This is a genomic window from Streptomyces sp. SID12488 (genome assembly GCF_010548275.1).
Taxonomy (GTDB): domain Bacteria; phylum Actinomycetota; class Actinomycetes; order Streptomycetales; family Streptomycetaceae; genus Streptomyces.
Map to the genome: position 1 here is coordinate 256,114 of NZ_JAAGLT010000002.1, position 26,910 is coordinate 283,023.

General features: G+C 66.8%; 16 protein-coding genes and 1 pseudogene. 7 read left to right on the forward strand and 10 right to left on the reverse strand.

Annotation, left to right across the window (positions count from 1 at the left end; translation table 11 throughout):
• Nucleotides 1-69: 69 nt before the first annotated feature.
• Both G3I56_RS05320 and G3I56_RS05325 read left to right on the forward strand, forming a co-directional pair.
• On the forward strand, nt 70-567 hold the full coding sequence (locus G3I56_RS05320; protein ID WP_343239864.1) for a hypothetical protein: 498 nt from the start codon (nt 70-72) through the stop codon (nt 565-567).
• Between the two features lie 47 nt (nt 568-614).
• The gene (locus tag G3I56_RS05325; protein WP_203689223.1) at nt 615-1,385 is read left to right on the forward strand and encodes a dienelactone hydrolase family protein; all 771 of its coding nucleotides are present in this window, start codon (nt 615-617) and stop codon (nt 1,383-1,385) included.
• On the opposite strand, the pseudogene G3I56_RS43615 reads toward G3I56_RS05325, so the two are convergent.
• The 5 genes and pseudogenes from G3I56_RS43615 to G3I56_RS05350 all read right to left on the reverse strand — a co-directional run.
• Nucleotides 1,344-1,505: pseudogene (locus tag G3I56_RS43615) on the reverse strand (MFS transporter); the annotation flags it as partial. The gene G3I56_RS05325 and the pseudogene G3I56_RS43615 overlap by 42 nt on opposite strands.
• Before the next feature lie 40 nt (nt 1,506-1,545).
• Nucleotides 1,546-2,115: a Fic family protein gene (locus tag G3I56_RS05335; RefSeq protein WP_164407595.1), complete on the reverse strand. Its 570-nt coding sequence runs from the start codon at nt 2,113-2,115 to the stop codon at nt 1,546-1,548.
• Nucleotides 2,112-2,462: a type II toxin-antitoxin system Phd/YefM family antitoxin gene (locus G3I56_RS05340; RefSeq protein ID WP_164407597.1), complete on the reverse strand. Its 351-nt coding sequence runs from the start codon at nt 2,460-2,462 to the stop codon at nt 2,112-2,114. The genes G3I56_RS05335 and G3I56_RS05340 overlap by 4 nt, the downstream gene beginning before the upstream one ends.
• A gap of 668 nt (nt 2,463-3,130) precedes the next feature.
• On the reverse strand, nt 3,131-5,035 hold the full coding sequence (locus tag G3I56_RS05345; protein WP_164407599.1) for a DUF2075 domain-containing protein: 1,905 nt from the start codon (nt 5,033-5,035) through the stop codon (nt 3,131-3,133).
• A gap of 134 nt (nt 5,036-5,169) precedes the next feature.
• Nucleotides 5,170-7,095 carry a DUF2075 domain-containing protein gene (locus tag G3I56_RS05350; RefSeq protein WP_164407601.1) on the reverse strand — a complete coding sequence of 642 codons (1,926 nt, stop codon included), beginning with the start codon at nt 7,093-7,095 and terminating at the stop codon, nt 5,170-5,172.
• 325 nt (nt 7,096-7,420) lie between these two features.
• Between G3I56_RS05350 and pglW the strand changes: the two genes are divergently transcribed.
• Nucleotides 7,421-11,848: a BREX system serine/threonine kinase PglW gene (gene pglW, locus G3I56_RS05355; protein ID WP_343239865.1), complete on the forward strand. Its 4,428-nt coding sequence runs from the start codon at nt 7,421-7,423 to the stop codon at nt 11,846-11,848.
• A 44-nt stretch (nt 11,849-11,892) separates the two neighbouring features.
• On the opposite strand, the gene G3I56_RS05360 is transcribed toward pglW, so the two are convergent.
• Entirely contained in the window at nt 11,893-12,147 is a 255-nt protein-coding gene (locus G3I56_RS05360; RefSeq protein ID WP_164407605.1) for a hypothetical protein, read from the reverse strand.
• A gap of 158 nt (nt 12,148-12,305) precedes the next feature.
• On the opposite strand from G3I56_RS05360, the gene pglX reads away from it, so the two are divergent.
• Nucleotides 12,306-16,022 carry a BREX-2 system adenine-specific DNA-methyltransferase PglX gene (pglX, locus tag G3I56_RS05365; protein WP_343239866.1) on the forward strand — a complete coding sequence of 1,239 codons (3,717 nt, stop codon included), beginning with the start codon at nt 12,306-12,308 and terminating at the stop codon, nt 16,020-16,022.
• Between the two features lie 50 nt (nt 16,023-16,072).
• On the opposite strand, the gene G3I56_RS05370 is transcribed toward pglX, so the two are convergent.
• Entirely contained in the window at nt 16,073-16,279 is a 207-nt protein-coding gene (locus G3I56_RS05370) for a DUF397 domain-containing protein (protein ID WP_164407609.1), read from the reverse strand.
• Nucleotides 16,276-17,136 carry a helix-turn-helix transcriptional regulator gene (locus tag G3I56_RS05375; RefSeq protein WP_164407611.1) on the reverse strand — a complete coding sequence of 287 codons (861 nt, stop codon included), beginning with the start codon at nt 17,134-17,136 and terminating at the stop codon, nt 16,276-16,278. Before G3I56_RS05375 ends, G3I56_RS05370 begins: the two co-directional genes overlap by 4 nt.
• Nucleotides 17,137-17,297: 161 nt before the next feature.
• On the opposite strand from G3I56_RS05375, the gene G3I56_RS05380 reads away from it, so the two are divergent.
• Nucleotides 17,298-17,807: an ATP-binding protein gene (locus G3I56_RS05380; RefSeq protein WP_164407613.1), complete on the forward strand. Its 510-nt coding sequence runs from the start codon at nt 17,298-17,300 to the stop codon at nt 17,805-17,807.
• Here the strand turns inward: G3I56_RS05380 and G3I56_RS05385 are convergent.
• Complete coding sequence (locus G3I56_RS05385; protein WP_164407615.1) at nt 17,784-19,094, reverse strand: 7-cyano-7-deazaguanine synthase; 1,311 nt, start codon at nt 19,092-19,094, stop codon at nt 17,784-17,786. The two genes, G3I56_RS05380 and G3I56_RS05385, sit on opposite strands and share 24 nt — an antisense overlap.
• Complete coding sequence (locus G3I56_RS05390) at nt 19,091-19,840, reverse strand: hypothetical protein (protein WP_164407617.1); 750 nt, start codon at nt 19,838-19,840, stop codon at nt 19,091-19,093. Before G3I56_RS05390 ends, G3I56_RS05385 begins: the two co-directional genes overlap by 4 nt.
• 355 nt (nt 19,841-20,195) lie before the next feature.
• Here G3I56_RS05390 and G3I56_RS05395 point away from each other — a divergent pair, with 355 nt between their 5' ends.
• Complete coding sequence (locus tag G3I56_RS05395) at nt 20,196-24,116, forward strand: PglY protein (protein WP_164407618.1); 3,921 nt, start codon at nt 20,196-20,198, stop codon at nt 24,114-24,116.
• Nucleotides 24,116-26,899, forward strand: a complete 2,784-nt coding sequence (gene pglZ, locus G3I56_RS05400; RefSeq protein WP_164407620.1) for a BREX-2 system phosphatase PglZ — start codon at nt 24,116-24,118, stop codon at nt 26,897-26,899. The genes G3I56_RS05395 and pglZ overlap by 1 nt, the downstream gene beginning before the upstream one ends.
• Nucleotides 26,900-26,910 lie beyond the last annotated feature (11 nt).

The following is a 26,910-nucleotide window of genomic DNA, read 5'->3' on the forward strand; positions in this document are numbered from 1 at the left end:
CTCACGGGAAGCCCGGGAGGGGGTGCCGGCACGTCGCCGTCGACAGGTTCGGCAGCCGAAGGGCCGGACGTGCCGGCGTCCGCCCTGGATCTGGAGCGCGTGTGCACGGACGGGCTCGGCTACGCGGGGATGCCCGCCTACGACCGTACGAAGAAGACCGTGCATCCGGCGATGCTCATGAACCACCCCGGCGACACCTGGTCACAGTTCGAGCCGCCCTCCGGGGACTTCCCCAGGGGCTGGATCCTCGGCTACGCGGACAAGCCCGCCGAAGCCGAGCTGGTCGTCTGCGTCGAACGCACCAAGGCGACCCCGACCGGCAAGGTGTGCGACATGGAGACCGATGACGGCAAGCCGCTGAAGATACGCACGTACAACACCTCCTACCGACTGAGCGTGGTCGAGTCGCGGACGGGCGAAGAACTGTACGAGCACACCGGTGAGGCCAAGTCCGACGAGTGCCCGGTGTACATCTTCACCTCGGAGGGCGAGGACAAGGACAAGTACTACAACGAAGTGCGGCCCAAGGACTATCGCAAGCGCGTCCAGCCCTTCATCGCGCCGTAGTCCTCACTTCGGCCACCCCCGCCCCCAGACCTCCCCTGGAGGAGAGTTTGTCCGTCACGACCACCACCGCCGCCGTCGATCTGAGCGGGCTCAGCGCCGCCCGCGGCGGCTCCCGTCGGCTCACCGGCCATCTCACCCGGCCCACCGGGCCGGGCCCCTGGCCCGGTGTCGTCGTGATCCATGAGGCGCTGGGCGTCAATGACGTGATGCACCGCCAGGCAGAGCGGCTGGCGAGAGCCGGGTACCTCGTCGTCATGCCAGACCTGTTCACCGACGGAGGGGCCGTACGCTGCCTGGTGCCGACCTTCCGGGCCGCCCTGTCCGGACGCGGCCGGGCCTTCCACGACATCGAGGCTGCCCGCACCCACCTCGCCCGGGATCCCGACTGCACCGGGCGGATCGGCGTCATCGGCTTCTGCATGGGCGGCTCCTTCGCCCTCCTCGCCGTGGGCGGCGACTACGCCGCCGCCGCCGTCAACTACGGCCGCCTGCCCAGGCATCTCGAACAGGCGCTCACCGATTCCTGTCCCGTCGTCGCGAGTTACGGGGCCCGTGACCGTACGCTGAAGGGCGCGGCCTCCGGTCTGGAGGCGTCGCTCGACCGGCTCGGCGTCGTCCACGACGTCAAGGAGTATCCGGAGGCAGGGCACTCCTTCCTGAACGACGCCGAGGTCGGGCCACGCGCGCTGCGTCCGCTGATGCGTGTCGCCGGAATCAGGCCGCACCCGGAGTCCGCCGTCGACGCGTGGCGACGCATCGACGATTTCTTCGCCACGCACCTCAAAGGGGACGGCCGGCAGGTCGGCGTCCATCAGTGACCCGGCACCCGCACTGCCGGCCAGCACGATCAGACCGGACACGGACGACATCGCCCCGTAGAGCCCGAGCTGCCCTTCGGCGGCGAGATCGGGCACCCAGGCCCGGTCCCAAGGGGCGACGTCCTGTTCCGGGCTTCCTTCCCAGCCGGAGTGACGGGCGTCAACTCCTGGTGACCTGCTCGTCGAGTAGCTGCTCCAACAGATTGTTGTCGCCGAGGAAGCTCTTCACCGAGGCGTCCTCGTTGCGTTGAGGGTCTATGCCCGACCAGGTCAGGGCGTATCCCGCGTCGGCGCCGAGCTGGGCCAGGAACGCCCGCTGGGCACGGCGGTTGCCCTCACGGAACGGGTGGAGGACGTTCAGGTCGCCGTACGACGTGGCCAGTTGGATGACGAATTCCTGCCGAGGGAGACTCCACAGCCGGCCGGATGAGGCGAGGCGGCCGAATACCTCTCCGGCGTAGGACACCAGGTTTCTCGCCGGACAGAACGGTGTGCGCTGGGCGATTTTCACGGTGCGTAACTCGCCTGCCCACGGATAGATGTCACCGAAGATCACGGCATGGAACGCTTGGAGATAGCCGAGGTCGTACGCGCCGGGTAGGGGGCGTTTGGCGAGCATGACGAGGCGCGCCCGGGTGATGTCCGCCTCCGCTGCCGCGAGCAGCTGATGGTCGGTGATGCCGAGTTTGTTGCGCAGCACGCCGTTGGGCATGGCGTACGGGTCGTTCACCCTGCTCGCCGCTCCGAAGTCTGTCGGTGGCGGGCGATCGCGCGGGCGACAAGGGTGTCCACGTCGAGGTCGCCCTTCACGTATGCCTCGGTGTCGCGGGCTGAGGCGTTGGAGGCCTGGAGCCCCTCGGCCTCGATGGAGCCGGTGGCCGAGGCGACGGCTGCACGTCGTGCCGCTCGGCCGCGCAGCGCCTCGAAGGCCTCGACGGACAGGAGGACGCCCTGGGGCTTGCGGTGGGCGCCGATCAGGACCGGGTCGGCATCCGCGCCGGACTCCGACAGGTCAGCCAGGATCCGCGACAGTCCCGCGCGTGCGTCGCTGACGGTCACGACCTCAGGGATCTCCATGCTGTCACCGTACCCATATAGAGGCTTGATTCTGTACAGATTCTAGTACGGATTCCGGTGAGTGTCCCGTCCTGGGCGGCGGGTTCGCCGTCCTGCAAGCGGAGCTGGACAACGGGCCGGTGGCGCCACAGGGGGGGGCAGGTGCGAACCGAGCCGAAATCGTGAAGTTCTCGCCGATGTCGGCGAGGTTGAACCGGACCACCGGTACATCGCGCTGGTCGAGTTCGGTGATCACCATGTCGGCGGTGATGCCGTCGGCCTCGGTGGCCACCAGTACCGGCCGCTCCGAGAACGACCAAGCGTCCGTCCGGATCGCTCCGGCGCGGGGCGCCTCCTTGCGTAGCCGTCAAGGTAGCCACGGAAGCATCCTCCCCGCATGTTCGTGCAGGTCATAGCGGTGCGGTGCTTCTCTCCGGCGTATGGCCCGGCTAGTCTGCCACCAAGGCCTCTGTCAGTGAATATGCTGGTCAGAGGCCTCTTCGGGTCCTACCGCGATGACTGAGCGGGCTACGAAGTTCCGGCCAACGGGTACCTCTTGGACAGCTCTGCTTCGTCCAAAGGCACTGCGGAGCGAGTTGCGCATCGCGCGATCCATCCGGCGGACCCCACTCGTGACAGGCGGGAAATTGCATCCTGCGGCTGCGGCCGTAGCAGTTGACCCAGTGGCACTATCCCGCACTGAGCGCCGTGGCATTTGATCTCCCAGGCTTCACCAGATCATGTAGTTTCGCCCGAGTCTCCGGATCTGTTGAGTAGATGGCCGTGCCGACCATGCCACGCGTCAAGAGCACCTTGTACGTATTGCGGATCAACCGATCCACGTCGATGTCCGATGCCACGCTCTGGCCGTTCCCCTTCCGCAGGGCGGGGTCCTTCGAAGCGGTCCGGTCGACAACCCAGCCGTTCTCTCGCCAGACTAGGTCGGGCCCAATGATCACGCCGCTCCAGTCGTACTCGAAGCCCTGCGCCGTGTAGACGCAGCCGACTTGGCCGAAGCCCGCAGGGTCAGTGGCCCAGAGCGCTGATGGCGGTGCGCCCATGATCGACCGCTCACCCTTGAGGTTCCACGGTCGGCCCCAGTCGCCGATCTGAACATCGTCGGGAAGCGGCTCACCGGGCTTGGCATCCGACCAGCGCCAACAGAACCCGGCTGACAACCTGGCCCCGTACCCCTTTGATCGCTTTTCGTCCAGAAAGGCTTCCAACTCCTCCGGGGAATCGACGACATCAAGCTGCATCCGGCCGTCGGGTTCCCATGTGACGGCCTGGTCGCCCTCCAGGCCCAGCAGTCGTACGACCCACCGCAGATACGCGTCGCTCCCACCGCAGCGGAACTGGCTGTCCAGCTCCACCTCTCGGCATGGCAGATCCTTCTGCGCGGCAGCTGCCTTGATCTCCTCGACAGTCCCCGTCTCCCCGGGCCGTACCACCTGATGCTGGTCCAGGAGAAAGACCGGCACACGGGCCACGTCGATCAGTTCCTCAAGCTGCCGCTTGCCAGTGCGCTGAGTCGCTGGAGTGAACCGGCTCGCGGACGTCTCCCGCACGCGATGGGCTTCGTCGCACACCAACACGTCCAGGCTGTTGCGGTTGGCGGTCACGAAACTGTTGAAGTACTTGAAGAGGTCCCGTACTTCGGGCTTCCGTGCGCCGGCCACCTTGCGCATGGTCTTGGTGAACGACTGTGAGCCGGTTGCGTGCAGTGCGGGAACTCCACGCCGGTAAAGCTCTCCCAGCAACGACAGAGCGATCACGCTCTTGCCGGTCCCCGGCCCACCCGTGATGATCACGACTTCCTTGTGATCAGCCTCGTGCGCCCGCTCGACGGCTTTCAATACGGTCTCGTACGCCACACGCTGCTCGTCGAGAAGCACGAACTGCTCCCGCTCGCGGACCTCCTGCGCCGCGACGGCCATCAACTGCTTCGAAGGCTGGACCTTGGCGAGCAGCAACTCGTCGGCTGCCGCGGCTCCGGATGCGGTGCTCAGCTTCGACTGCAGGTATGCGAGGAACTCCCCGCGCCTGTCCGCCGTGAACAGGCGGCCCCGCTCACTGATTTCGACCTCGTCGAGGCCTGATACGCCGAACGCTGTCGCGTTGTGCAGATAGGCGACGCCGGAGATCCGTTCAGGGTGCCGGGCCAGTGCCCCGTTGAATGCGACGAGGTAGTCACAGTAACCGCGTACCTGCTCAATGGGATTGAGGACCGGACGGGAGTAGTCGTTCAAGTGGCACAGCAGAGGATCATCATCGTCGGGGTGAGCCTCACTCCACTGCTTGAGCTCAACGACGACATACGACGGCTCACCAGTCCGGGGATGAACACCGGCGAGAACCGCATCGGCCCGCTTGCTCGTCAATGGCAGCCCGAACTCCAGCAACACCTCCACCTGACCCAGCCCCGCATCGAGCAGTGCGTCGGTGAGCGCCGGGATACTCCGCTCCCAGGATCGCACCTCCGTCATGCTTGGCCTGTACCCATGCACCCGAGTGAACTGCTCGGTGAGATACAGGCCCAGCGATCCTTCAAGGTGGCGGGCGGCGACCGCGGTGGCGGAGTCGCGGAACAGCAAGAGAGGCCCCCAGGCAGCACGAAACAACTCGTGCGGGTGGGGGCATGTCCTGAGGCGGAAGCCCGGCGGGCCGCATTGACGATTGATCGAATGCTACCGAACGGCGTGCAGGGCGGACCGGCCGAACAACGTCGTCAAGGGGTGGCGATCTTGCGCATTTGTTTGGGGAGCGGATGCCGCACCGAGGTGATCACATGTCCACGCAGAGCGTCCCGGGTCGCCTCGTCCGTGGAGTAGATCACCACACCCATGATTCCGCGGGTCAGTAGGACGTGATAGGCGTTACGGATACATCGGTCGATATCGTCCTCGTCGATCGACTTGGGTCGCAGTTCTGGGTCTTGGGTGGCGGTCCGGTCGATGACGAAACGGCCCTCACGCCAGACGAGATCAGGGCCGATGATCACGCCCACCCAGTCGAACTCGAAGGTCTGGGCGGTGTAGACGCAACCGACCTGCCCGGTTCCCCGCGGGTCGGTAGCCCAGAAGTCGGCATCGGGTGCGCCCTCCACGGCATGGCCGCTTTTCACGTTCCAGGGCTGCTGCCAACCGTCGATGGTGACGTCCGGGACCAGCTCGCCGTTGTCGTCCGGATTACTCCACGGCCAGCAGAAACCGGCGACGATGCGCGTGCTCGCCCCTGCGAGTCGCTGCCCTTCGAGGAAGTCCGTCATTTCCTGCGGAGAGTCGGCGAGGTGAACCTGCATCCGACCGTCGGGCACCCAGACTTGCGGGGTGTGCACGCCCACGCTCAGCAGCTTCAGCACCCAGTCCCGGTAGTAGGCGCTTCCCTGGGCCCGGAACATGCCGCCGAGGTCGATGAGGGTGTGCCGAAGCCCCAACGCCTTAGCACGTTCGATCAGGTACTCGGCCGTGCCGACCTCGCCGGGACGCAGGGACTGCCAGTCGTCGAGCAGGAAGACGGGAACGCGGGCGGCCTCTATGATCTCGTCCGCCTGAGGGCGTGCGTTCTCCCGCTCCTCGCGCGGCGTGTACCGGTCGACGGAGTGGCGGCGAATGCGGTGTGCCTCGTCGCAGATGACCACGTCGCAGCTGTCCGGCGGCAGCTTCTTCAGCTGGTTGAAGTAGGTGAACAGCCGTGTGGCTTCCTTCTGTAGCTTTCCCTTCATGCCGCGCGGCGCGTTGCGCGCGTATGTCTCGCGAAGGGTCAGCGTGAGTGCCTTGGCACCCGACGCGTGAACGACGTTCAAGCCGGCCTGGTCGAGAGTCCGTCGGAGTTCGAGAGCGATCGCGCTCTTGCCGCTGCCCGGCCCACCCCGGACGATGATGACTTCCTTGGTGGCGCCCTCACGGACCCGTCGTACCGCTTCGTGTACGTCCTGGTGCGCCAACTCCTGCTCGTCCAGCAGTTGGAATCGCTCCGGCGGCCCCATACGCGTGGGGAGGTTGACGTCGGCGATCTTCGGAGGATCGTACTCAGGGGAGTCGATCAGTACCTGGGCAGCCTCTCCACCCGGCAGCGCGGCCAGCCTCGCACCCAGCAACTTCCGGAACGACTCGAGCCGGTCCATGGTGTAAAGCCGTCCGTGTTCGCTCTCCGGAAGCTTGAACAGCTCTCGTACGTCGTCGTCGTGAGCGTTGTGCATCAGCACGGCTCCGACAACGCTCTCGGGCTTGCCCCGCAGCGCGGCCTTGTACTGCACCAGGTAGTCGCAGTACTTCTGCACCTGCCGGACCGGATGCAGTTTCCAGTGGTCGAAGCCGAGATCGACGGCGACCGACCGCTCCGGGTGAACGGCGGCGGAACGTTGCTGCTTCAGCTCGACCAGCACGTACGACGGTGTGCCGCTGCCTGGATGCACCCCGGCCAGGAGCAGGTCCACGTCGGCGTTGGTGTGCGGGAGCCCGAACTCTACGAACACCTCCACCTGACCAAGACCTCGCTCGACGAGGGCACTGATCACCGGAGGGAGACTGTTCTCCCAGGCTTCGACAAGACTGTTCGCCGGAGGCGTCTCGTCCTGATCCTTGCCCTTCTTCCGCTTGTGCTGGTCCTTGTAGGCCCGGATCAGCCGTTCGGTCAGCGGACGATGAACCATTCCAGGTTGCCGCTTGACCTCCTCGGCCAACGAGGCAGCAGACTCCCGGAGCAGATACGACGACAAGGACTTCCCCCACGGCACGCCAGATCCCTTGCGGGTGGAGGCATGTCCTGGGAAACGGAAGCCTGGCGGGCCGCGATGACAGCGAGCAACGCTAGCTCGCTTCGGAGCCGCAGGTGCAAGATCGAGCCAGGGGTCCCAAGTAAGCAAGGGAGGGAGATAATCGCTGCAAGGTAGGGTCAGCCGGAAGATTTTTAAGTGAATGCTTCCTGTGCCTGCCTGTACGGGAACGGAAGGACACCGCGGAGGTCGGACTGTGACGGTGACAGGCACGCCCCCGGCGCCCAAGCCGGGACCCCCGCCGCGGCCCGCGAACCAGTGGAACCAGGAGCGGCCGTCCCCTTATCCGTGGGAACAGGACGCCCTCGATCACGTGCGGCGTCTCATGCCGCCGGCCGAGCCGTACCGTGCCTGGGCGACGTTCTCCTTCACCGCTCAGTCCGGCCGCATCAACGAGTGCGACCTGCTCATCGCGGTCCCGGCCGGGCTCTACCTGGTCGAGATCAAGAGCCATCCGGGGCGTCTGGAGAACTCCGGCTCGACCTGGAACTTCCACGGCACCGACCGCACCAGGACGATCAACAACCCGCTGCACTTCAACGACGCCAAGTCCAAGGACCTCAAAAGCCAGCTCCAGTGGGCCGCACGTCAACTGCGCTTCACAGGTCCGCTGCCGCGCATCGAACCGGCTGTCTTCCTCTCCTCCCCGGATCTGGAGAGCCACCTCGACGACGTCCAACGCATCCGGGTCTTCGGCAGGGACGACGGCGCGAGCAGGCTGCCACGTATCTGGCAGGACTTCCTGGGACTGCCGCCGGACCGGCCGGAGCGCCGCATCACCCAGGAGTTCTCGCACCAGCACCTGCCTCGGCTGCTCAAGGCCATCGGTATCCGACAGTCGACCGCTCACCTCAAGTTCGGTGACGCCTGGCGGATGCGGCCGCACCCGCTGGACGCCGGTCCCTCCTGGGAGGACCGGTTGGCCGAGCGGGTCGACGGACTGGTGCAGGAGGAGGGCCGGGTCCGGATCTACCTGGTCGGCCAGCAGGCCGACGAGTCGGCGAAGCGGGCGACCGAGCGCGCCGCACGCCGCGAGTACCAGGTGCTCCAGGGCATCACACATCGCGGCATCGCGGCTGCGGTCGAGATCCGCGACCACGAGGCGGGTCCGGCGATCCTCTTCCGCCACCGCAAGACCGACCTCCGTCTCGACCAGTACCTGGCCACTCACGGGGGCCGCCTCACCCCCGAGATGCGCCTGGACCTTGTACGGCAACTTGCCGAGGCCGTACGTCACGCCCACAGCCGCTCGCTCTACCATCGCGCGCTCGCCGCACGCTCCGTCTATGTCAGCGCCCGCCCGGATGGCTCCCGCCCCGAGCTGCGGATCACCGACTGGCAGACCGCGGCGCGGGACTTCGACACGAACGCGACCCTGCTGCGTTCCCTGGGCAACGCCGCTTTCGACGTCGGCCTCATCGAGGACGCCGCGCAGGTCTACCTCGCCCCGGAGAGCGAGCAGCCCTACGCGGATCCGGCCGACCTCGACATGTTCGGCCTGGGCGCGGTCGCGTACTTCATCCTGACGGGGGAGCCGCCGGCCGACCGGCGCAGTGCTCTGCGCGAACGGCTGCGAACCGACTCCGGGCTGCGTCTCATCGCGGTCGCCGACGGTCTCTCCGAGGAACTCGACCACCTCATCCAGCAGGCCACTCATCCGGACCCCGATCACCGGCTCGCACCCGTCGACCGGTTCATCGACCTCCTCGACGAAGCCGAGGAGGAGAACGCGGTCCCCGAGCAGCCGCAGGTTGCCGAACTCGACCCACTGTCTGCTCTCCCGGGCCAGTCCCTGGACGGCGAATGGTCCGTACGTCGTGCCCTGGGCACCGGTGCGACGGCCCGCGCGTTGCTCGTCGAGCGGGTCGTCGAGGACGAGGACGGAGAGTCGTACACCGAGGAGCGGGTTTTCAAGGTCGCTCTCGACCAGGAGAAGGCGCAGCGGCTGCGGGCCGAAGCCCGTGCCCTGGAGCTGGTCGGCGGCGGCACCGTGGTCCAGCTCAAGGGTGGACCGCGTGAGCTGGCCGGGAGGACCATTCTCGAGCTGGAATACGCGGGGGAGCGCACCCTCGGCGCCCGACTGCGCGCTGACGGCAAGCTGTCGTACCACGAATTGGAGCGGTACGGCAGCGACCTGTTCACCGCCCTCGACCAGCTTGCCGCGAAGGGTGTACGCCACCGGGACATCAAACCGGACAACCTCGGTCTGTACAGGCGCAGCGACCGCACCTGGCAGCTGATGCTCTTCGACTTCTCGCTCGCCGACGCCTCCGACCGGGACATCAAGGCGGGCACCCGCGGCTACCTCGACCCCTTCCTGGACTCGGTGCGCCGAGGACACTACGACGATCACGCCGAGAGGTACGCGGCAGCCGTCACCCTGCACGAGATGGCCAGTGGCGAACGCCCGCTGTGGGGCGAGGGCCAGGCTGACCCGGTCGCCAATGACGAGGCCGAACTCTCCGTTGCCACCGAGCTGTTCGAGGACGCGCTCAGTGACGGACTGACCCGGTTCTTCAGGCGCGCGCTGCACCGGGACACCGAGCACCGCTTCGACACTCTGCGGCAGATGCGCGATGCCTGGTACGAGATCTTTCGCGAGGCGGATGCGGCCAAGCCCGTCACGACACCCGCCACGGTCGACACGGTCTCGGACGCAGGTGAGACCAGCCTCGACGCCGCGGCGAGGGCAGCCGGGCTGAAGACTCCGCTGGTGGCGGCCGGGCTCTCCGAACGGGCGATCTCGGTTGCGGGCGGCCTCGGCGCCACCGACGTCGAAGGACTCCTGGACGTTCCGCCGTACATCATTTCCAAGGCAAGAGGCGCCGGAGCACTCGTACGCAAGGAACTCAACCGGCGCCGCAAGCAGTGGGCGGTGAGCCTGCGGCAGCCTGTCACGCCCGCCGCACCCTCAGCACGCCGCGACCCCGAGTCCGGGCCGGTACCCGCCGAGGCGGGCGGGGTGCTCTCGGTGGACGAGATGGCCGCGCGGCTCACTCCCGCGCCCGGACGCAAGGGCTCCCACCGCGGTGAGGTCATCCGCCTCACCCTGGGCATCCCGCCCGAGGACGGCGGGCTGCCCCCGCTGGGCCCCTGGCCGGTGCAGAAGCGGGTCGCGGACAGGATCGGCATTCAGCAGCCGCCGGTCTCGCGCCACCACCGCAATGCGATCAAGGAGTGGTACGAGACCGAGTGGCTGGCGCCGGTCCGCGCGACTCTCGTCGAGGTCGTCGAGGCGGCTGGCCGTGTGATGACCGCTCAGGAACTGGCTGTCGAGCTGCGCATAAGGCACGGCGCGGGCGGGGACACCGAGGAGCGCACTCTCGCCAAGGCGCTCGCTGTCGTACGGGCCGCAGTGGAGGCGGAGGCAGGCGAAGGCGATTCCGAAGCAGCCGAACCCCATGAGCCTCGCCTCGCCTGGCACCGCCGGGAGGACGCCGTTCTCGTCGCTGCCGAGTCCCTCCCGGGCACTGCCGACCCCGCCCCCAGCGAACTGGCCAACTACGCGGCCGCGTTGGGCAAGGAAGCGGGACGACTGGCCCATGAGGACCCCCTGCCGGGCCGGGCCGCGGTCATTCGTGCCCTGCGGAGCGTGCCGGCACCGGACGGACTCGCCCCGCTCGCCGACACCCGCCTCGTGGCACTGGCCGCAGCGGTCGCGCCCACGGCCCAGGCGAGCCCGCGTCTGGAGCTGTACCCCCGAGATCTGACCTTGGAGCGGGCACTGCGCATCTCGCAGGCCGGTGCCGGGGTCCGCCGTGAGAACGGCATCACGCCCGGAGAGCTGAACAACCGTCTGCGCGCACGATTCCCGGACCTGTCCCTTCTGACGGACGGTACGGAGCCCACGCATCCCGAGCTGGAAGAGGCACTGCGCGACGCGCGCTTCTCCCTCGAATACGACACGGAGCAGGGCAAGTTCTTCCCGCCCCGGGTGGCGGCCGAGGCATCCTGGACCTCGACCGGCGACGCCACGAGCCTGATGCCTCCGGTCACCGGCAGCCGCCTGGTGGCCCAGGACCCGCACTCTACGATCAGGGCACGCCTGGACGCTGCCGTGCGCCGTGGCGGTTTCCTCGCGCTGACGGTCAGGGGAACGCGGCTACCGGGTACGGCAGAGGCGGTAGCCGCCCGATACCCGGTCGAACCGGTCGATGTGAACAACGAATTCTTGTCCGAATTCCGCCGGTTGGCAGACGAGAAGGACCAGGCCTGGGACAAGGTGCTCGGCGTCGACGCCCGCTTCTCCACCAGTGGCCAGATCTCCAAGGGCCTGGCGGCGTACGTGCGCACGGTGTGGACACGCATCGAGGACTCACTCCTGGAGCGCGCCGCCGCCCCGCGCACGGTTCTCTTCCTCTACGACGCCGGCCTGCTCGCCCGCTACTGGGACGAGGGCGGACGCGACCTGCTGCTCAAGCTCCAGCACGCGGCGCGCCTCCCGGCCGAGGCACCGCACGGGCTGTGGCTGCTGTGCCCGGTGGAGACGCGCGGCCAGGACCCGCATGTGGACGGCAGGACGGTCGAGTACATCGGCAGCGACGGGGAGCGTACGCATCTGGACAGCAGGTTTGTCGAGACGCTGGCGTCGGGGGCGGCGGACGCGGGGACTGGGGCTCAGGACACGTAGACCAACGGCGCTCGAGGCTGAGGATGCCGGAGGCGTGGCCTGGGTCACGGCAGGCACTCCTCCAGGTTTCGGCTGGGGAGTTCGTCTTCAGCCACTGCGGCGTAGAGCAGTTCGACCGTGCGGGCGGCTGTGATGGCTCCTTGGGACCAGGCAGAGAGAGTTGCCTTTCGCCACTCGGTACCCGTGGTCCCGATCTCGAGATCGGGAACCGGCTGGCTGCCATGTGCCGCCAGGAAGTCGCCGCGGACCGGGGTATCTGCTTGTTGCCGCTGCGCTTCTGCTCTGTCGAGCAGCTCCAATTTGCACGCCCTATTCGGGATCGATAGTTGCCAATCGATTTCGCGGCCGCTTGGAGGGTGTCGTTCGCGGACTGAGGTGCTGATGGGGCTGACAGGATGGGTTGGTCGAGCTGCCGGTTTGCGGTGGGTGGCGTTGCGGTGCGAGAGGGATGCGAAGAGTGACGATTGTCGCGGGTGCGGGTGCGGGTGCGGGTGCGGGAGTGAGCGGGGCGGCTCTGCTCAAGGACCTGAAGAAGCAGGTCACGGCTCTGGAGGACGATCTCCGGGAGCGCACTGGGTCCGTCGAGGAGTTCCGCGCCGGACTTGAGGCCGAGTACGCGCGGGCCCGTGAGGGGAAGCGGACCGCGGCGACGTATGGTGCCTGGCGCGACGAGCGGGTCACGCAGGCTGCGGCGGCGTGGGTTCTGGGATGTGTCTTCGTACGGTTCTGTGAGGACAACCGGCTGATCGAGTGGCCGTTCCTGGCGGGGCCGAAGGACCGGCTTCGGGATGCGGAGGAGCGTCACGAGGCGTTCTTCCGCGAGAAGCCGCACCTCAACAATCGGGACTGGCTGGAGGCAGCTTTCCAGCACCTGGCCGACTCGAACGAGACGGCGGCCGGCCTCTTCGACCACGCACACAATCCGCTGTGGGGTCTCACGCCGAGCTATGAGGCAGCGACGGACCTGCTGTCCTTCTGGCGGCGAAGGGGCGCGGACGGCGAGATCCTGTACGACTTCACGGACCCTGAGTGGGACACGCGTTTCCTGGGTGACCTGTACCAGGACCTGAGCGAGCACGCCCGCAAGACGTACGCGCTGTTGCAAACCCCGGAGTTCGTGGAGGAGTTCATCCTCGATCTCACGCTTGAGCCTGCGATCGAGGAATTCGGGCTGGCGCCGGAGGGCGGGCTGCGGACGATTGACCCTGCTTGTGGGTCAGGGCACTTCTTGCTTGGAATTTTCGGTCGGCTGGTGGAGAAGTGGCGGGCCGCTGAGCCGGGGACGGACGAGTGGGCGTTGGTGCGGCGGGCGTTGGAGTCGGTGCACGGGTGCGACAAGAATCCGTTCGCGGCTTCAATTGCGCGGTTCCGGCTGCTGGTTGCGGCGATGAAGGAGGCGGGGGCGCGGCGGTTGGCTGAGGCGCCGGTGTTCCCGATCAACGTGGCGGTGGGGGATTCACTGCTGCATGGGCGGGGGGCGGCGGGAATTCAGACTGATTTGGACACGCTGTTCGCTGAGGAGGAAGGCGATGGCGAGGCGTTTCAGTACTCGACGGAGGATGTGGGCGAGTTCGCTGCGCGGGTGGATCTGCTAGGGCGGGGATCCTATCACGTAGTAGTTGGAAATCCGCCATACATCGAGGTGTCCGATAGGCGAGAAAAGGAAAATTATAAGGCAGCCTATAGTGCATGCTCGGGGCTCTGGGTCCTCACTGTCCCGTTCGCTCAGCGACTTTTCGACCTGGCTATTCGGTCCGCTGGTTCAACGCGAGACGGCGGGTACGTTGGTCAGATCACCGGAAATAACTTCATGAAACGCGAGTTTGGGAAGAAGTTGATTACAGAGTTCTTCCCCAGTGTGGACTTGACGCACGTCATCGATACGTCGTGTGCGCTCATCCCTGGGCATAGTACCCCGACTGTTACTCTCGTCGGGAGGAATCGTCTGGGTCGTCAATCTGATGTCATTCGGGTTGTGCAGGGCATTCGGCAAGAGTCCGCTATTCCCGATGGGGAGCAATTTGGCCCGGCGTGGCGTGCCATTAAGGCTCAGGTTGATTCTCCGGGGAGCGAGTCTGAATGGGTTAGTGTCGCAGATGTTGACCGTCATGCGATGGTGGATCACCCATGGTCATTGCAAGGGGGAGGAGCTTCAGAGCTCCTGTCTCACATCGATAAGATGGCGGATCGACTCACGCGATACGTCAAGCGTGTAGGATTCTTTGGTGATTCTCACGCTGATGAAGCGTTTGCTATCCCGCCGACTGGGCCCCTTGCTCGGAAAGCTGAAGCTCTGCGAGCACGCAAGAGCCACCGTGGAGATCAGGCTCGAGACTGGCGATTTTCTCGCTCAGACCTGATGATTTATCCATACGATGAAGATAAACGATTGCTTCCTCTTGATCGTCTGGGTGAGTACTTTGCTCGCCATTTTTGGCCCTGGCGAACTGAACTTTGGTGCCGTAGTGCGTTTGGTGGAGGCACATACGCCGATGCGGGGCGCCAGTGGTATGAATGGCATCAGCTACCTAAGGATGAGAGCGCGCACCCATTCGCCATTGCCTTTGCTGAAGTCGCTACACATAATCATTTCGTGATGGACAGGGCGGGAGTTGTCTTCAACAGGACTGCTCCAGTCGTTAAGCTCCGCGAATCAGTTTCCGAAGAACGGCATATTGCACTATGGGCTATCCTGAATTCTTCGGTGGCATGCTTTTGGCTGAAGCAAGTATGCCAATGCAAAGGTAACGCTACAGCTTCTAGTGGAATGGCAGACCAGCCATGGTCGTGGAACTATCAGTTCAGCGGGACAAAAGTAAGCAAACTTCCGTTGCCTGTGAAGGTTCCGAATCAGGCGGGGTGCGCCGTAGATGCTCTGTGTCGTGAGCTGGGTGAGTGTGAACCTGTTGCCCAGTGTGAGACTGTGCCTACTCGAACTGCGCTGGCTAAGGCTCGCTCTAGAAGCGAAAGCATTCTTGGCCTGTTGATCGCATGGCAGGAAGAGTTGGACTGGGAGGTCTATGGTTCATACGGACTTCTCGCAAATCAGGAATTGCCTAGCGTCACGGTTCCTTTGCGCGTATCGACTAGCGTTCCTGAAGTCCACCTAGGAGAACGGGCCTTCGAGATCGTCCTGGCTCGAAAGGTGGCTGCGGGTGAAATCGAGACCGCATGGTTTGAGCGCCATGGCTCCAATCCAGTTACCGAGATCCCGGATCGCTGGCCCGACTGGTACCGCGACATCGTTCAGGCCCGCATCGAAATCATCAACTCCCGCAAGGACATCGCCCTCATCGAGCGTCCAGAGTGCAAGCGGCGCTGGGCAGGCGACTCCTGGGAGAAGAAGGAGAAGGCGGCCCTGCGGACATGGCTTCTGGACCGGATTGAGGAGCCGAGTCTCTGGTACGCCCTTCGTGACGGAATCAAGCAGCCTCGCACGCTGACCGTCAGCCAGCTCGCCGATGCCCTGCGAGACGACACTGACTTCAACTCCGTTGCCCAGCTGTACGCCGCCGACCACATGGGCAAGCCGGACCTGCCCCTCGCGCACGTGCTCGCGGAGGTCATCGACGCCGAGCATGTCCCGTACCTTGCTGCCCTCCGCTACAAGGACTCCGGGCTCCGCAACCGCGAACAGTGGGAGCAGGTCTGGGAGTTGCAGCGTGAAGAGGACCGGACGGGCCAGCGCCTCGACATCCCCGTGCCGCCAAAGTACAAGGGATCCGACTTCCTGAAGCAGTCGTACTGGTCCAACCGAGGCAAGCTCGATGTGCCCAAGGAGCGGTTCATCTCCTACCTGGGGGCGAGCCCGGATGCCGATCCGACCGTCCTGCTCGGCTGGGCCGGCTGGGACCACAAGGATCAGGCGCAGGCACTGTTCAACCTCGTTGACGACCGTACGAAGCAGGCGGGTTGGGACACTGATCGCATCAAGCCGCTGCTCGCCGGGCTACTCGAAGTCATGCCGTGGGTGCGGCAGTGGCATGGCGACTACGACGAGGATTGGGAGGGCGTACCCGCCGACGAGTACCAGGCGTACTTCGAGGAGCTGTGTGCCAAGCACCAGGTGAGCGAGTCGGACCTGCGGGCCTGGCGACCGGAGAAGACCCGGGCCAAAAAAAAGACCGCCCCCAAGGCGAAGGTCTCCGCCGAGCAACCCGCCCTCGGCGAGTAGGAATTCAATGCAGAGGTGGCCGCAGCTCGTTCGGGGCCACCTCTACTACGTCAGCCGCCGTTGGCCGCGTAAGGGATGAACGCCGACCACTCCGCCTGGCCGAAGGCGAGCTGCGGGCCCTGCTGGTCCTTCGAGTCCCGGACGTGGACGGCGTCAGAGGGGGCAGCCACCTCAACGCACTCTGGGCCCTCGCTGGTGCTGTAGCTGCTCTTGAACCACTCCAGCCTGGTGGCGTCGGCAGAGGGCTTTATCGTCATGTCTCTCCCAGCACTTTCTCGATGAAGGCCAGCGACTCCCGAGGAGTGAGAGCCTGAGCCCGGATGATTCCATACAGGGAGTCCAGGCGCCGGACCTCTTTTCGATCAGCTACGACCCGGCTGAACTGCTGAACCTCAGCGTGGCCGACCTTGGGCCCGGTTCGTGGGTCGATGAGCATGAACGAGCCACCAAGACCGGCGTGGTCCTCGCGATCGATCGGCATGACCTGGATCTCGACGTTTCGCAACTGACCGACCTCCAAGAGTCGTTCGAGCTGTCCACGCAGAACCATCCTGCCACCCACCGGGCGGCGTAGTGTCACCTCTTCCTGTACGAAGCTCAAGATCGGCGCGGGCCACCGACTGAAGATCTCCTGGCGCGCCATACGTGCGGACACGCTCCTCTCGATCGTGTCTTCGTCGAGCATCGGACGGTGTAGGCGATAGAGGCTCTGCGCGTAGTCCGGGGTTTGCAACAGCCCATGGACGACCGCGCTCGCGTACGCCCCCAACTGCGCCGCCTCCGCCTCCAGCTTCGCGAGGTCCCGAACCTTCCTCGGATACCGAGCCCGCTCCACGTCCTCCTTGAACGCCGCCAACAACCCACCCGCCCCCAGCGCTTCATCCGCCGCGTCCAAGAACCCCGGCTTCGGAACCCGCCGTCCCCGCTCAACCGAGGACACCTGCTCCTCGCTGTACCCGATCGCCGCGCCCAGCTCGGCCTGTGTGAGGCCCGCCCGCTCACGCCACAGCTTGACCTGTTTGCCGACCGTCTTGAGGAGGTCCGCCGTGCTCTCGTCGCCGTCCCAGTCCTGGTCCTCGGTTCCACTGCCCGACTGACCCGCCCCGACCGTCATGTCCGCCACCTCCGAGGTCCAACCGTCCGCACCCAACGACACCCGCATCTCCGACGTCACGCCCGGCCACCCGGACACGCGGTCACCGCGCCCGGACAGATCACACTCCGTACCGACATCATTCCTGGTCAGACTAGAGTCGTTCAGACACGCTCTGTTACATGAACGCCGAAATCTCCACCCTGGTCAGTGACTTCACGCAGCGACTCTCGGCTACCCGGCGCGGTGCCCGCCTCGCCCGGCGGCTGGCGCTCCATCAACTCGACGCATGGGGAATTCCGTACGGCAGCGACGTATCCGACGCGGTCGCCCACGTCGTCGCTGAGCTGGCCGCCAACGCTGTCACCCACGGTCACGTACCAGGGCGGGACTTCCAGCTACGTCTTCAGCTCAGTCCTCACACGGTCCGTGTCGAAGTAACCGACACCCGCACCGAACGACAGCCGCCCACACCGGGCCAGGTCGCGCCTCCGTCAGCCGATTCCGAATGCGGGCGCGGCCTACTGCTCGTACAGGGACTCTCACACGCGTGGGGCATCACCGAAAGGGTGATCGGTAAGACCATCTGGGCCGAAGTGCCGCTCCCAGCAGCGCACTTGACCGGTTCTTCCGACCTGCCCGCGCAGGGCGAGACCGAAGCACACCCCTCACGCCACCTCTCTCGCCCCTGACGCCGACCGGACCAGCGCGCGCAGGTCAACCCGCCCCCGCTCCACAACGCTCAGCCACTCTCCCGTACGGCTTCCCGGCGGCAGCGGCGTGTCACCGATCATGTCGAGTACGGAGTACCCCCGGGCCAACCAGCCCTGAAGCGCGAGCCAGTGCTGTATCCGGTCCTCGCTGAGGCCGGGTAACCACGGGGCGGTCTCGTACGGGGTGGCGTCCGAGCCCGCGGCGCTGAGCAGGCCCGCCCGGCGTATCAGGCACGGGTAGCAGGTGCCGCAGTTGACGTGGGGGAGGCCACGGCGGCGCTGGGGCGGGGCTCCACAGCTCAGGGTGTGTTCCAAGGACGCCTCCGACAGGCCGGCCGCAAGGGCCGCGCGGCAGACATCGCCCTTTGTGAGGCGGGCCAGGGGGTTCTCGACCCTGACCCGGCCACCCACGGATTCGATCACCGCATTGAGGAGATGGAGAGTCCGCGGGTGCACCGACCGGGTGGACAGAGCCGCTGAACGGGCCGCGCTCAAGGGCGGGTTGAGAGCGAGCTGGCCGTTCTCCGGGACCTGGACGCCGGTGACCCCGTCGGCTGCCGCGACACGCACCGCCGTAGACGCGTAGAGCAGGCCACGAGGACGGGAGGTGCGTTCCACCACCGCGCCGTCCCGACCGCCAGAAGTCTGGCCCACGGTGATCTGCCGCAGTCGGCGGCCCGACCGCGCGGCCAGCACCTTCACGGCGGCGTATGCCTCACGCTGCACGTCCTCGACGTTCTTCTCGGCGTACGTCACCAGAAGCAGCATCCCCTCACCAGGCACAGTGGCACGAGTCGCCGCCCAGCTAAGGGAGTCGAGGCCGCCGGAGAACAGGGCCACCTCCTGGGCCCGCCATTCCTCGCCGACCGGGATCGACACCTGCTGCGGGGTCGCCCGCATCGGGCGGAGGGACACGTCCCATACGTCGGCAGTCAAGGTCTGGAACAGGGCGGGCAGTGGGCCGGAGGCCGCCGGCGCCCAGAGGTCCGGATCCGAGACCGGCACCGAGAGGCGGAACCGCCGGGTCCAGCGGTCCTCGCAGTGGCTCCGATCGGCGAGCTTGTCCGCCAGGAAGACGGCACGGGAAATGCGCAGCAGGTCGTCGGCCCAGGCGGGAACAGGGCCGTACAGGAGGTGGTGGCCGGTGAGGCGTTCCTCGCGTTCCTGGATGCCGCTCGCACCGATCGAGCGCCACTCGGACCCTTCGGGCGACTCGGTGTCGTACGAGCGCCACCAGAAGTGGAGCGGACCGGGAGCCGGTGTCATGCGGGGACCTCCTCCTCGCTGAGGGCGTCGACGGCGAAGCCGAGGATCTTGCCGACCACGCCGGGGACCAGTCGCCGGGCTACGTCCGAGAGGGGGACATCCGCTTCCATCGAGTCGCCGTTCACGGACAAGGCGGCCTTCGCGGCCTCCGCCGTCTGTGCCTCGGCCTCCTCGCAGGGATTGGGGATCAGCGCGATGATCCGCTCGGCGACGCCGTCGGCGATCCTGCCCTCCGCGTCGATGACTTCGAGCACGGGAACCGTGAGTTTGATCTTCTCGGCGATGACCGCACGCAGGAATTCGGTGACAAGGTCCGCGAAGAACCACTGGTAGAGCAGGCAGAGCAGGTCGCCTGCCAGACCCGTGCCGTGGCTCGGACCACCCGGAGCGGTGAGGGACTCACGAATGTCGGGATGCTCGGTGAGCAGCCGCTGAGCGGAGGCCGCGATGGCACGGCGCAAAGCCGCGTCCACCATCGTGCCGCCCTCGCCGCCGACCTGACGGGTGAGCTCCGCGACGAACGCGTCAGCAGGGTCCTGCCAGTCGAGAGTGTCCCTGTCCTGCTCAGACACGTGGTCGTCGTGGAGCGGGTCCTTGTCCAGCAAGCCGCTCGGGCCGGCCGCAGCCAAGGTCTCCATCGCGTCGGACAGTCGTGCCCCGGCCTCACACGCGGCGTCTCGCAGACCGAACGCCGACGGGTCGTCGCGGCAGGAGCCCTGGAGAGCGTCTATCGCAGCGCTGGCCACAGCCTCAGGGTCGGACCGGTCCGGGTCCCAACGCGCGAGGCGGCTGTTCAAGCCGGACCAGCGCGGCCCTTTCCAGCTCGTGGATGTACCCATGCCACCGCCTCCCCCGATCCGGCACCCTCAGCTCCAGTGCAGCAGCGGGTGGCACATGCAGGTAGGGCGCGACTCGGCCATATTCAACAAATTGTCACGGAAGGTGATGAAGGCGAGGTGGGTGAATGCGTACCGTAGCCGGGTCGTCGCGGAGATTCGCTCCTGCCCAGGTCCGCACCACTGCTCGGCTGGCAGGATGGGACCTTGCCCCGTGTGCAGACGTGGGGTCCGACTGCAGTCGAATGAGGGAACGAGACCCCTGATGCCCACGAGCGATCTCTTCCTGCGGGATGTCATCGACATCAAGGAAGACGTCCATGCCGGCGACTTCAAGGTGGAGCTCTCCGGAGGCTTCACCGAAACCGACGCCCGGGTGGCGGAGTACGTCGTCACGGACCAGCTTCAGGAGGCGTTCAAGCAGGCGCTCAGTCTTGTCGGGGCGGCCGTCCGCACCGGCAACTCGCACGCCGCTTACCTGCACGGATCGTTCGGCGCCGGTAAGAGCCACTTCCTGACCGTGCTGCACGCGGTGCTCAACAACCACCCCGCAGCCCGCCGCAAGGAGCGGCTCCAGGAAGTCATCGCCCCGCACGACGACTGGCTGCGCCAGAAGAAGTTCCTGATGGTGCCCTACCACCTGGTCGGTTCGGCCGACCTGGACTCGGCGCTGCTCGGCGGGTACGTGGCGGCCGTACGAAAGCAGCACTCCGACAAGCCGACGCCCGCTGTCTATCGGGCGGACGCCGCGCTGGCTGACGCCCACAAGCAGCGCGCGTTCCTCGCGGACGACGGCAAGTTCACGCGATGGCTCGGTTCGGGCGATGTGGTCGTCGCGCCGAGTGGCGCCGTGGCCGGGGCCGATGACGAGAACGACCTCGACACGAGCGACCTGGACACCAGCGGGCTCGGAGCCGCCGCGAGCGTTGCCCCGCCCGCCACCTGGACCACCGCAGAACTCGACCGTGCCTTCGCCGCCCCCGCCGGGGACCCGCATCGCAACGCACTGGTCTCCGCTCTGCTCTCCGGACCCATGGCCTCCTACGGCACCGGTGCGCGGGGCGACAAAGAGGCCTTCGTTCCGCTGGAGAACGGGCTCGCAGTCGTGTCCCGCCATGCCCAGATGCTTGGTTACGACGGGATCGTGCTGTTCCTGGACGAACTGATCCTGTGGCTCCAGGCCCACATGGGGAAGCAGGACTTCGTACGCGACCAGGTGCAGAGGCTGGTCAAGCTGATCGAGTCCGGAGACAGCGACCGGCCCGTGCCGATCATCTCCTTCATCTCCCGCCAGCGTGACCTCTCCCAGCTGATCGGCTCCGACGTCGCCGGGGCCGAGGTGCAGAACCTGGAACAGCAGGTCGAGTACCTCGCGGGCCGCATCGACGTCGTCGACCTCGAAGACAGCAACCTCATCGAGATCATCAAGCACCGCGTGCTCGCTCCGAAGCCCGGCATGGAAGGTGTGCGCGACGAGGCCTTCGCGGCAGTCGAGTCCTCCAAGGACGAGGTGCGGCAGGTTCTGCTCGACGCCCATGGGCGTACCGAGGCATCGTGGAACGACTTCCGGGAGGTCTACCCGCTCTCGCCCGCCTTCCTCAATGTGCTGGTCGAGCTCGCGGGTGCGCTCCAGCGCGAGCGCACCGGTCTGAAGCTCGTCCAGGAGGCTCTGTCGCGGCGCCGCAACGACCTGAAACTCGGCGAACTCATCCCGCTCGGAGACCTGTGGGACGTCATCCTGGACGGCACGGGTGAGGCGTTCACCGCACGCCTGCGCAAGGAGGCTGAGACCGCCAAACGCTTCCATGCACGCGTGGTGGCCTACCTGCTGGAGAAGTACGGCTCGGCCGACAGCCCCCTGTTCAAGGGGGACGAGCGGCTCATCAAGACTCTGCTGCTCGCCGCCCTCGCGCCCAACGTCCCTGCGCTGGCCCGACTCACCGGAGAACGGCTCGCCGCGCTCAACCACGGGTCGATCAAGGTACGGCTCGGCTCCGCCGGGACCGCGGCGGCCAAGCGGCTCAAGGAACTCCAGGGCGAATTCGGCGAGTTGCGCAGCGAGGGAAGCGCCGACCCCGTCTTTCATCTGCATCTGTCCGACCTCGACATCGAGCCGCTGCTCGACGAGGTCGCCAGTGAGGACAATCCCGGCAAGCGCCGACAGTGGATCAAGGACAAGCTGTGGACGGAGCTGGGGATCAGCGACGCCCAGGGCTTCGTCAGCGAGCGCGAGATCGTCTGGCGCGGCACAAAGCGCACCGCCGAGTTCGTCTTCGGCAACGTCTGTGATCCGCATCTGCCGGACGAGCAGTTCCGGCCGATGCTCGAGGGGAACATCCGGTTCGTCCTCGACTACCCCTTCGACGACAAGCACTTCCCGAGCGACGACGTCCGACGCATCGAGAAGATGAAGCAGGAGGGCAAGTACGCCCGCACCATCATCTGGCTGCCCGACTTCTTCTCCGAGCAGAAGTCCAACCAGCTCGGCCGCCTCCTGAAGATCAACTACTTGCTGGAGCGGGACCGCCTCGACGATCACACCGCCACCAAGTCCGAGGACGAGCGGATCCAGATCCGCCACCAGCTCAAGGCGCAGAGCGAGAACCTGACCTCCCAACTGATCGCCGTACTCCAGCAGTTGTACGGGATCAGCAAGCCCGACCCCGGGAGTGTCGGCGCCGAGGTGCCGGACAACCAGCACGTGTGGTCACTCGAACCCAGGTACTCCCGGCCCAGGCCGCAGGCGGGGCTCAGCTTCGAGCAGAACCTGTACGCGCTCGCCGACGGCATGTTCGCCGCCCTGTACCCGAAGCACCCGGACTTCGACCCGACGCTGACCCGAAAGGCGGTAACCACCAGGGAACTCAAGACAGCCCTGGAGTGGATCGGGAACGCGATGAAGGACGGATCGCGGCGGGTCGTGGTGGACAGGCATCACCTGGTCATCGTCAAGAAGATCGTGCACCCGCTCGGACTCGGCGAAGTACACGACGGGCCGCTGAACCTCCTGAACGACTGGCGCCTGAAGATCAACCAGAAGGCCGCCGACGCCAAGGCCGGTACGGAGCTCGCTGTCGAGGACGTCCGACGCTGGATCGCCGAGCTGGGTTTCGAGGGCCTCGAGAAGAACATCTCCAGCCTGATCATCGCCACGTACGCGCTGCTCGACGACCGGACCTGGGTGCACCAGACGACACCCGTGCCCGCCCCCGACCTGGAGCGGATCGGACTGGGGTACGGACTGCGCGCCGTCGAACTGCCCAGCGAGGAGCAGTTCGCCGCCGCCCGCACCCGAGCCGGGGCGATCTTCGGTGTCTCTGCCCAGCCCGTGCTCTTCGCTCGTAATGTCGCCTCGTTGGAGTCCGAGGTGCGCGCTGTCGCCGCCGCTCACGAGGCAGCAGTCGGGGGAGTGCGACGCTCGCTCGACAAGCACGCGACAGACCTCGGCATCACCGGCCCGGACGCGGACAGGATGCGTTCCATGCGGGCCGCTGCCGACCTGATCGCCCGGCTCTCCCGTACCAGCGACGGAACTTCCCTGGTCAAGGAACTCGCGGCGGTCTCGTACGACGTGACCGACCGGGAGGTGGGCGCTGCGATCAAGCAGGCCCCCGAGGTGCTGGCGGCGCTCGACAGCACCAACTGGCCTCTGCTGAGGAGCGTGCGAGGCTTCGCCGAACGAAACGACGGTGTCGGCGACAAGGCCGATCGGCTGATCACCGCGCTCCACGACGCCGTGAACGACCACGAGCTGACCAGATCCCTCGTACCGGTGCTGAGCCGGCTGCAGGACGAGTCCGTGGCGCTTGTCACGGAGGCGGCCCGGCTCGCGACCGTCGCCCAGCCGCCCGCTGTGCAGCCGCCGATGCCGGGTCCGGGGGACATCAGTCTGACTCAGCACGGCCGACCTGTGGTGCCGTCCGGCCTGCCACCCCAGCTGGGCTTCGACGAGTCGAAGCCGACGGCTCCTCCTGCGGCCGCTTCGGTACGTGGTCCGAGTGCGCCGCACGTCGTGGACACGACCCAGCTCACCGGCCTCGAGTCCGCGCTCACCGACGCGATCGCCGATGTGCAGGACGAGATCCGTTCGTACGCCGCCGCGAACCCCGGCGTGCGCATCGAGATCGCCTGGCGGCCAGTGCCTGCCGAGGGCCAGGGCACACCGGACGAGGGAGCCGCCCGCTGATGTCCACACCTCCGCCGCAGATCAACCGGCTCACGATCGAGGCACTCCTCGACACCTACGCGGCCGGTCTGCGCGACCGCCGTCTGATGCTGGTGCACGGTCGCTACCCGGACACGGCACCCGACATCTTCACCGCCAAGATCGGTGGGGAACCCCGCCGGGTCCATGTCAGCGACCAGACATCCGTACTGGGCATCGTGGACGCCTGGCAGCAGCACCGGTCCGACCGGGCTCGCGACGCCGACGTACTCGTGGTGACCACCGGTATCGGTGACGAGCAGCTCGGTTGGGACGTGCGCGGACACGCCGTGAAACGGCGCACCCTCACGGTCGAGAAGGCGGAGATCGTGAAACAGCGCTTCGGCGTGCGTGAACTCGACTCCCGGTTGTACGGCGAACCGTGGCTGCTCGAAGCGCTGCTTGACGCGGAACCGCACGACGGCTGGCCGCGTTCTGGGTCTCTGCTCACCCGGGATGCGGCGGTCAAGGCGCTCGTCGTCGCGCGACTCGGGCTGGACCGCGTCGTCGACGGGGAGACCACCGCCGGCCTCGCCATCGACGCCGACGCCATGCTCGTCTGGTCCCGTACATCGGCCGGTCCCACTAGGTTTCTCGAACTCGACGCCGTCGAGAGGGGAAAGATCAAGGAGTGGCTCGGCGAAACGGCCGGCGCCGCCGTGCCTGTGCTGATGTCACTCGTCGAAGACGGGCGAGGACAGGACGCGATGGCCCGGGGGCTGCTCGCAGCGGCGATGGCCGACCCGGCGACCGGGCCGGACACCGTGCTCGCCGTCGGCGGGCTCTTCGGGCAGGTACGCCGGTCCGACATCCTGGCATTCAGCGATGCGGTGGCGGGCACCCTCACCCGTTGGATCGGCGAGGCACGACACAACGAGGCCGCCAAGCAGCGGGTGTTCTCCGTCATCGACCGTGCGGACCGCCTCGCCCAGGAAGCCGGACTGACCCAGGCACTGCGAGGCAGCCGCTTCCTTCTGACCAGCTTCACCGCTCAACTACGGGCCGTCGCAGAGGCCTTGGCCGCCTCGCCCGACCAGGCAGAAGCGGCCCTTGCCGACCTGCGGGAACACGCGTTGGCAGCCCTGAACACGGACCGTATCGCCGTCGCCGAGATGGCTGTACGCGTCGCACGCTGGCTGTCCACCGAACAGCCCCGCGTCGAGTCCGTCGCCTCTGGGGTCCGCGGACATCTCGCCGAGTGGGGCTGGGTGGACCGGGCGTTGAACGTCCTGTGGTCGGGCGACCCGGTCGGGGACGTGGTAGCCGGGCAGGCGTACAGGACGCTTCACGACACTGCTCGTGCCCGCAGGGACACACTCGACGAGCAGTTCTCACAGCGACTCGCGGGCTGGACCCGCACCGCCGACCAGCAGAACCCGGGCGGCTGCCTGCTCGTCGAGAACGTGCTGACCGAATGCGCAGCCCGCCTCTACTCGGAGTCGACGAGTCCGCTGATCCTGCTGATCGACGGCATGAGCAGCGCGGCAGCCGTGCAGCTCGGCGAAGAGGCGGAGCGCGAGGGGTGGATCGAAGCCGTGCCCGCACCGCCCGCCGGGCAGTCGGCGCAGCGCAGCGCAGCGGTTTCCATGCTGCCCTCGGTGACCAGGATCAGCCGAACCTCACTGCTCACAGGTATGGCCGGCACGGGTGGGCAGTCGAAGGAGACGGCTGGATTCGCCCAGTTCTGGGAGCAGCGACGGGCCGTCGGCGTGCTGTTCCACAAGGCCACGATAGGCGGCCCGTCCGGACACCGGCTGACTGAGGAACTGGCCTCCGCCCTCGCCTCGACCGCGGTGGTCGGTGTCGTCCTCAACACCATCGACGACGCCCTGGACCACGGACAGCAGGGTGAGCGCACCCAGTGGCGGATCAACGACATCACCTTCATGCGCGAGCTGCTGGCCGCGGCCAAGGGCTATGGGCGTCCTGTCCTGCTGGTTGCGGATCACGGCCATGTGCTGGAACGCGGGGTGAACCCCGGACCCGCCAAGGCGAGCGGAGCGGAGTCGTCCCGCTGGCGCAGCGGGAGCAGCGCCGAAGACGGAGAGATCATCCTCTCGGGACCGCGCGTTCTGGAAGGCGGAGGCACGATCATCGCTCCCTGGCGAGAGGACATCCGGTACACGCCGCGGAAGGCCGGCTACCACGGCGGCGCATCGCTGGCCGAGGTGACAGTGCCTCTGCTGGTGCTGCTGCCCGCCCTGGATGTCCTGCCGAAGGGCTGGGAAGTTCTCCCGAGGGAAGAGGCGACACCTTCGTGGTGGAGCCAGAGCCGGATGCCGGAGGAGACCTGGCCGGAGTCCGTCACGCTTCCCGCCGCCGCTCCCGTGACGAAGCCCAGGACCACCCGGAAACGGGCAGAACAGGAGGGTGAAGGCCTCTTCACCCCGGCCGAGGTCGAACGCGAGCCGTCCAAGTCCCAGCCCCCGCCGGCTCCAACGACTCTGGGTGCCCTGGTCGTGGCCGGCGACGTGTACGCCGCACAGGCCGAGTACGTCCGCAGGAAACCCGAAAGGCCTGTCGTCGCCGCCGTCATCGACGCACTCGCCGAGGCAGGCGAGACCATGTCCCCTGCAGCCCTCGCCGCAGCCATTTCCGCGAGCGACCGCGTCAGGCGCAATATGGATGGTTTCATCGCCACCTTGCAGCGGCTCCTGAACGTGGAGGGATATCCGGTGCTCGGCCTCATCGACTCGGGACACACCGTCCGGCTCGATGTCCACCTGCTGCGTACGCAGTTCCAGCTGGAGAAGAGACGGACATGACCGTGGAAGGA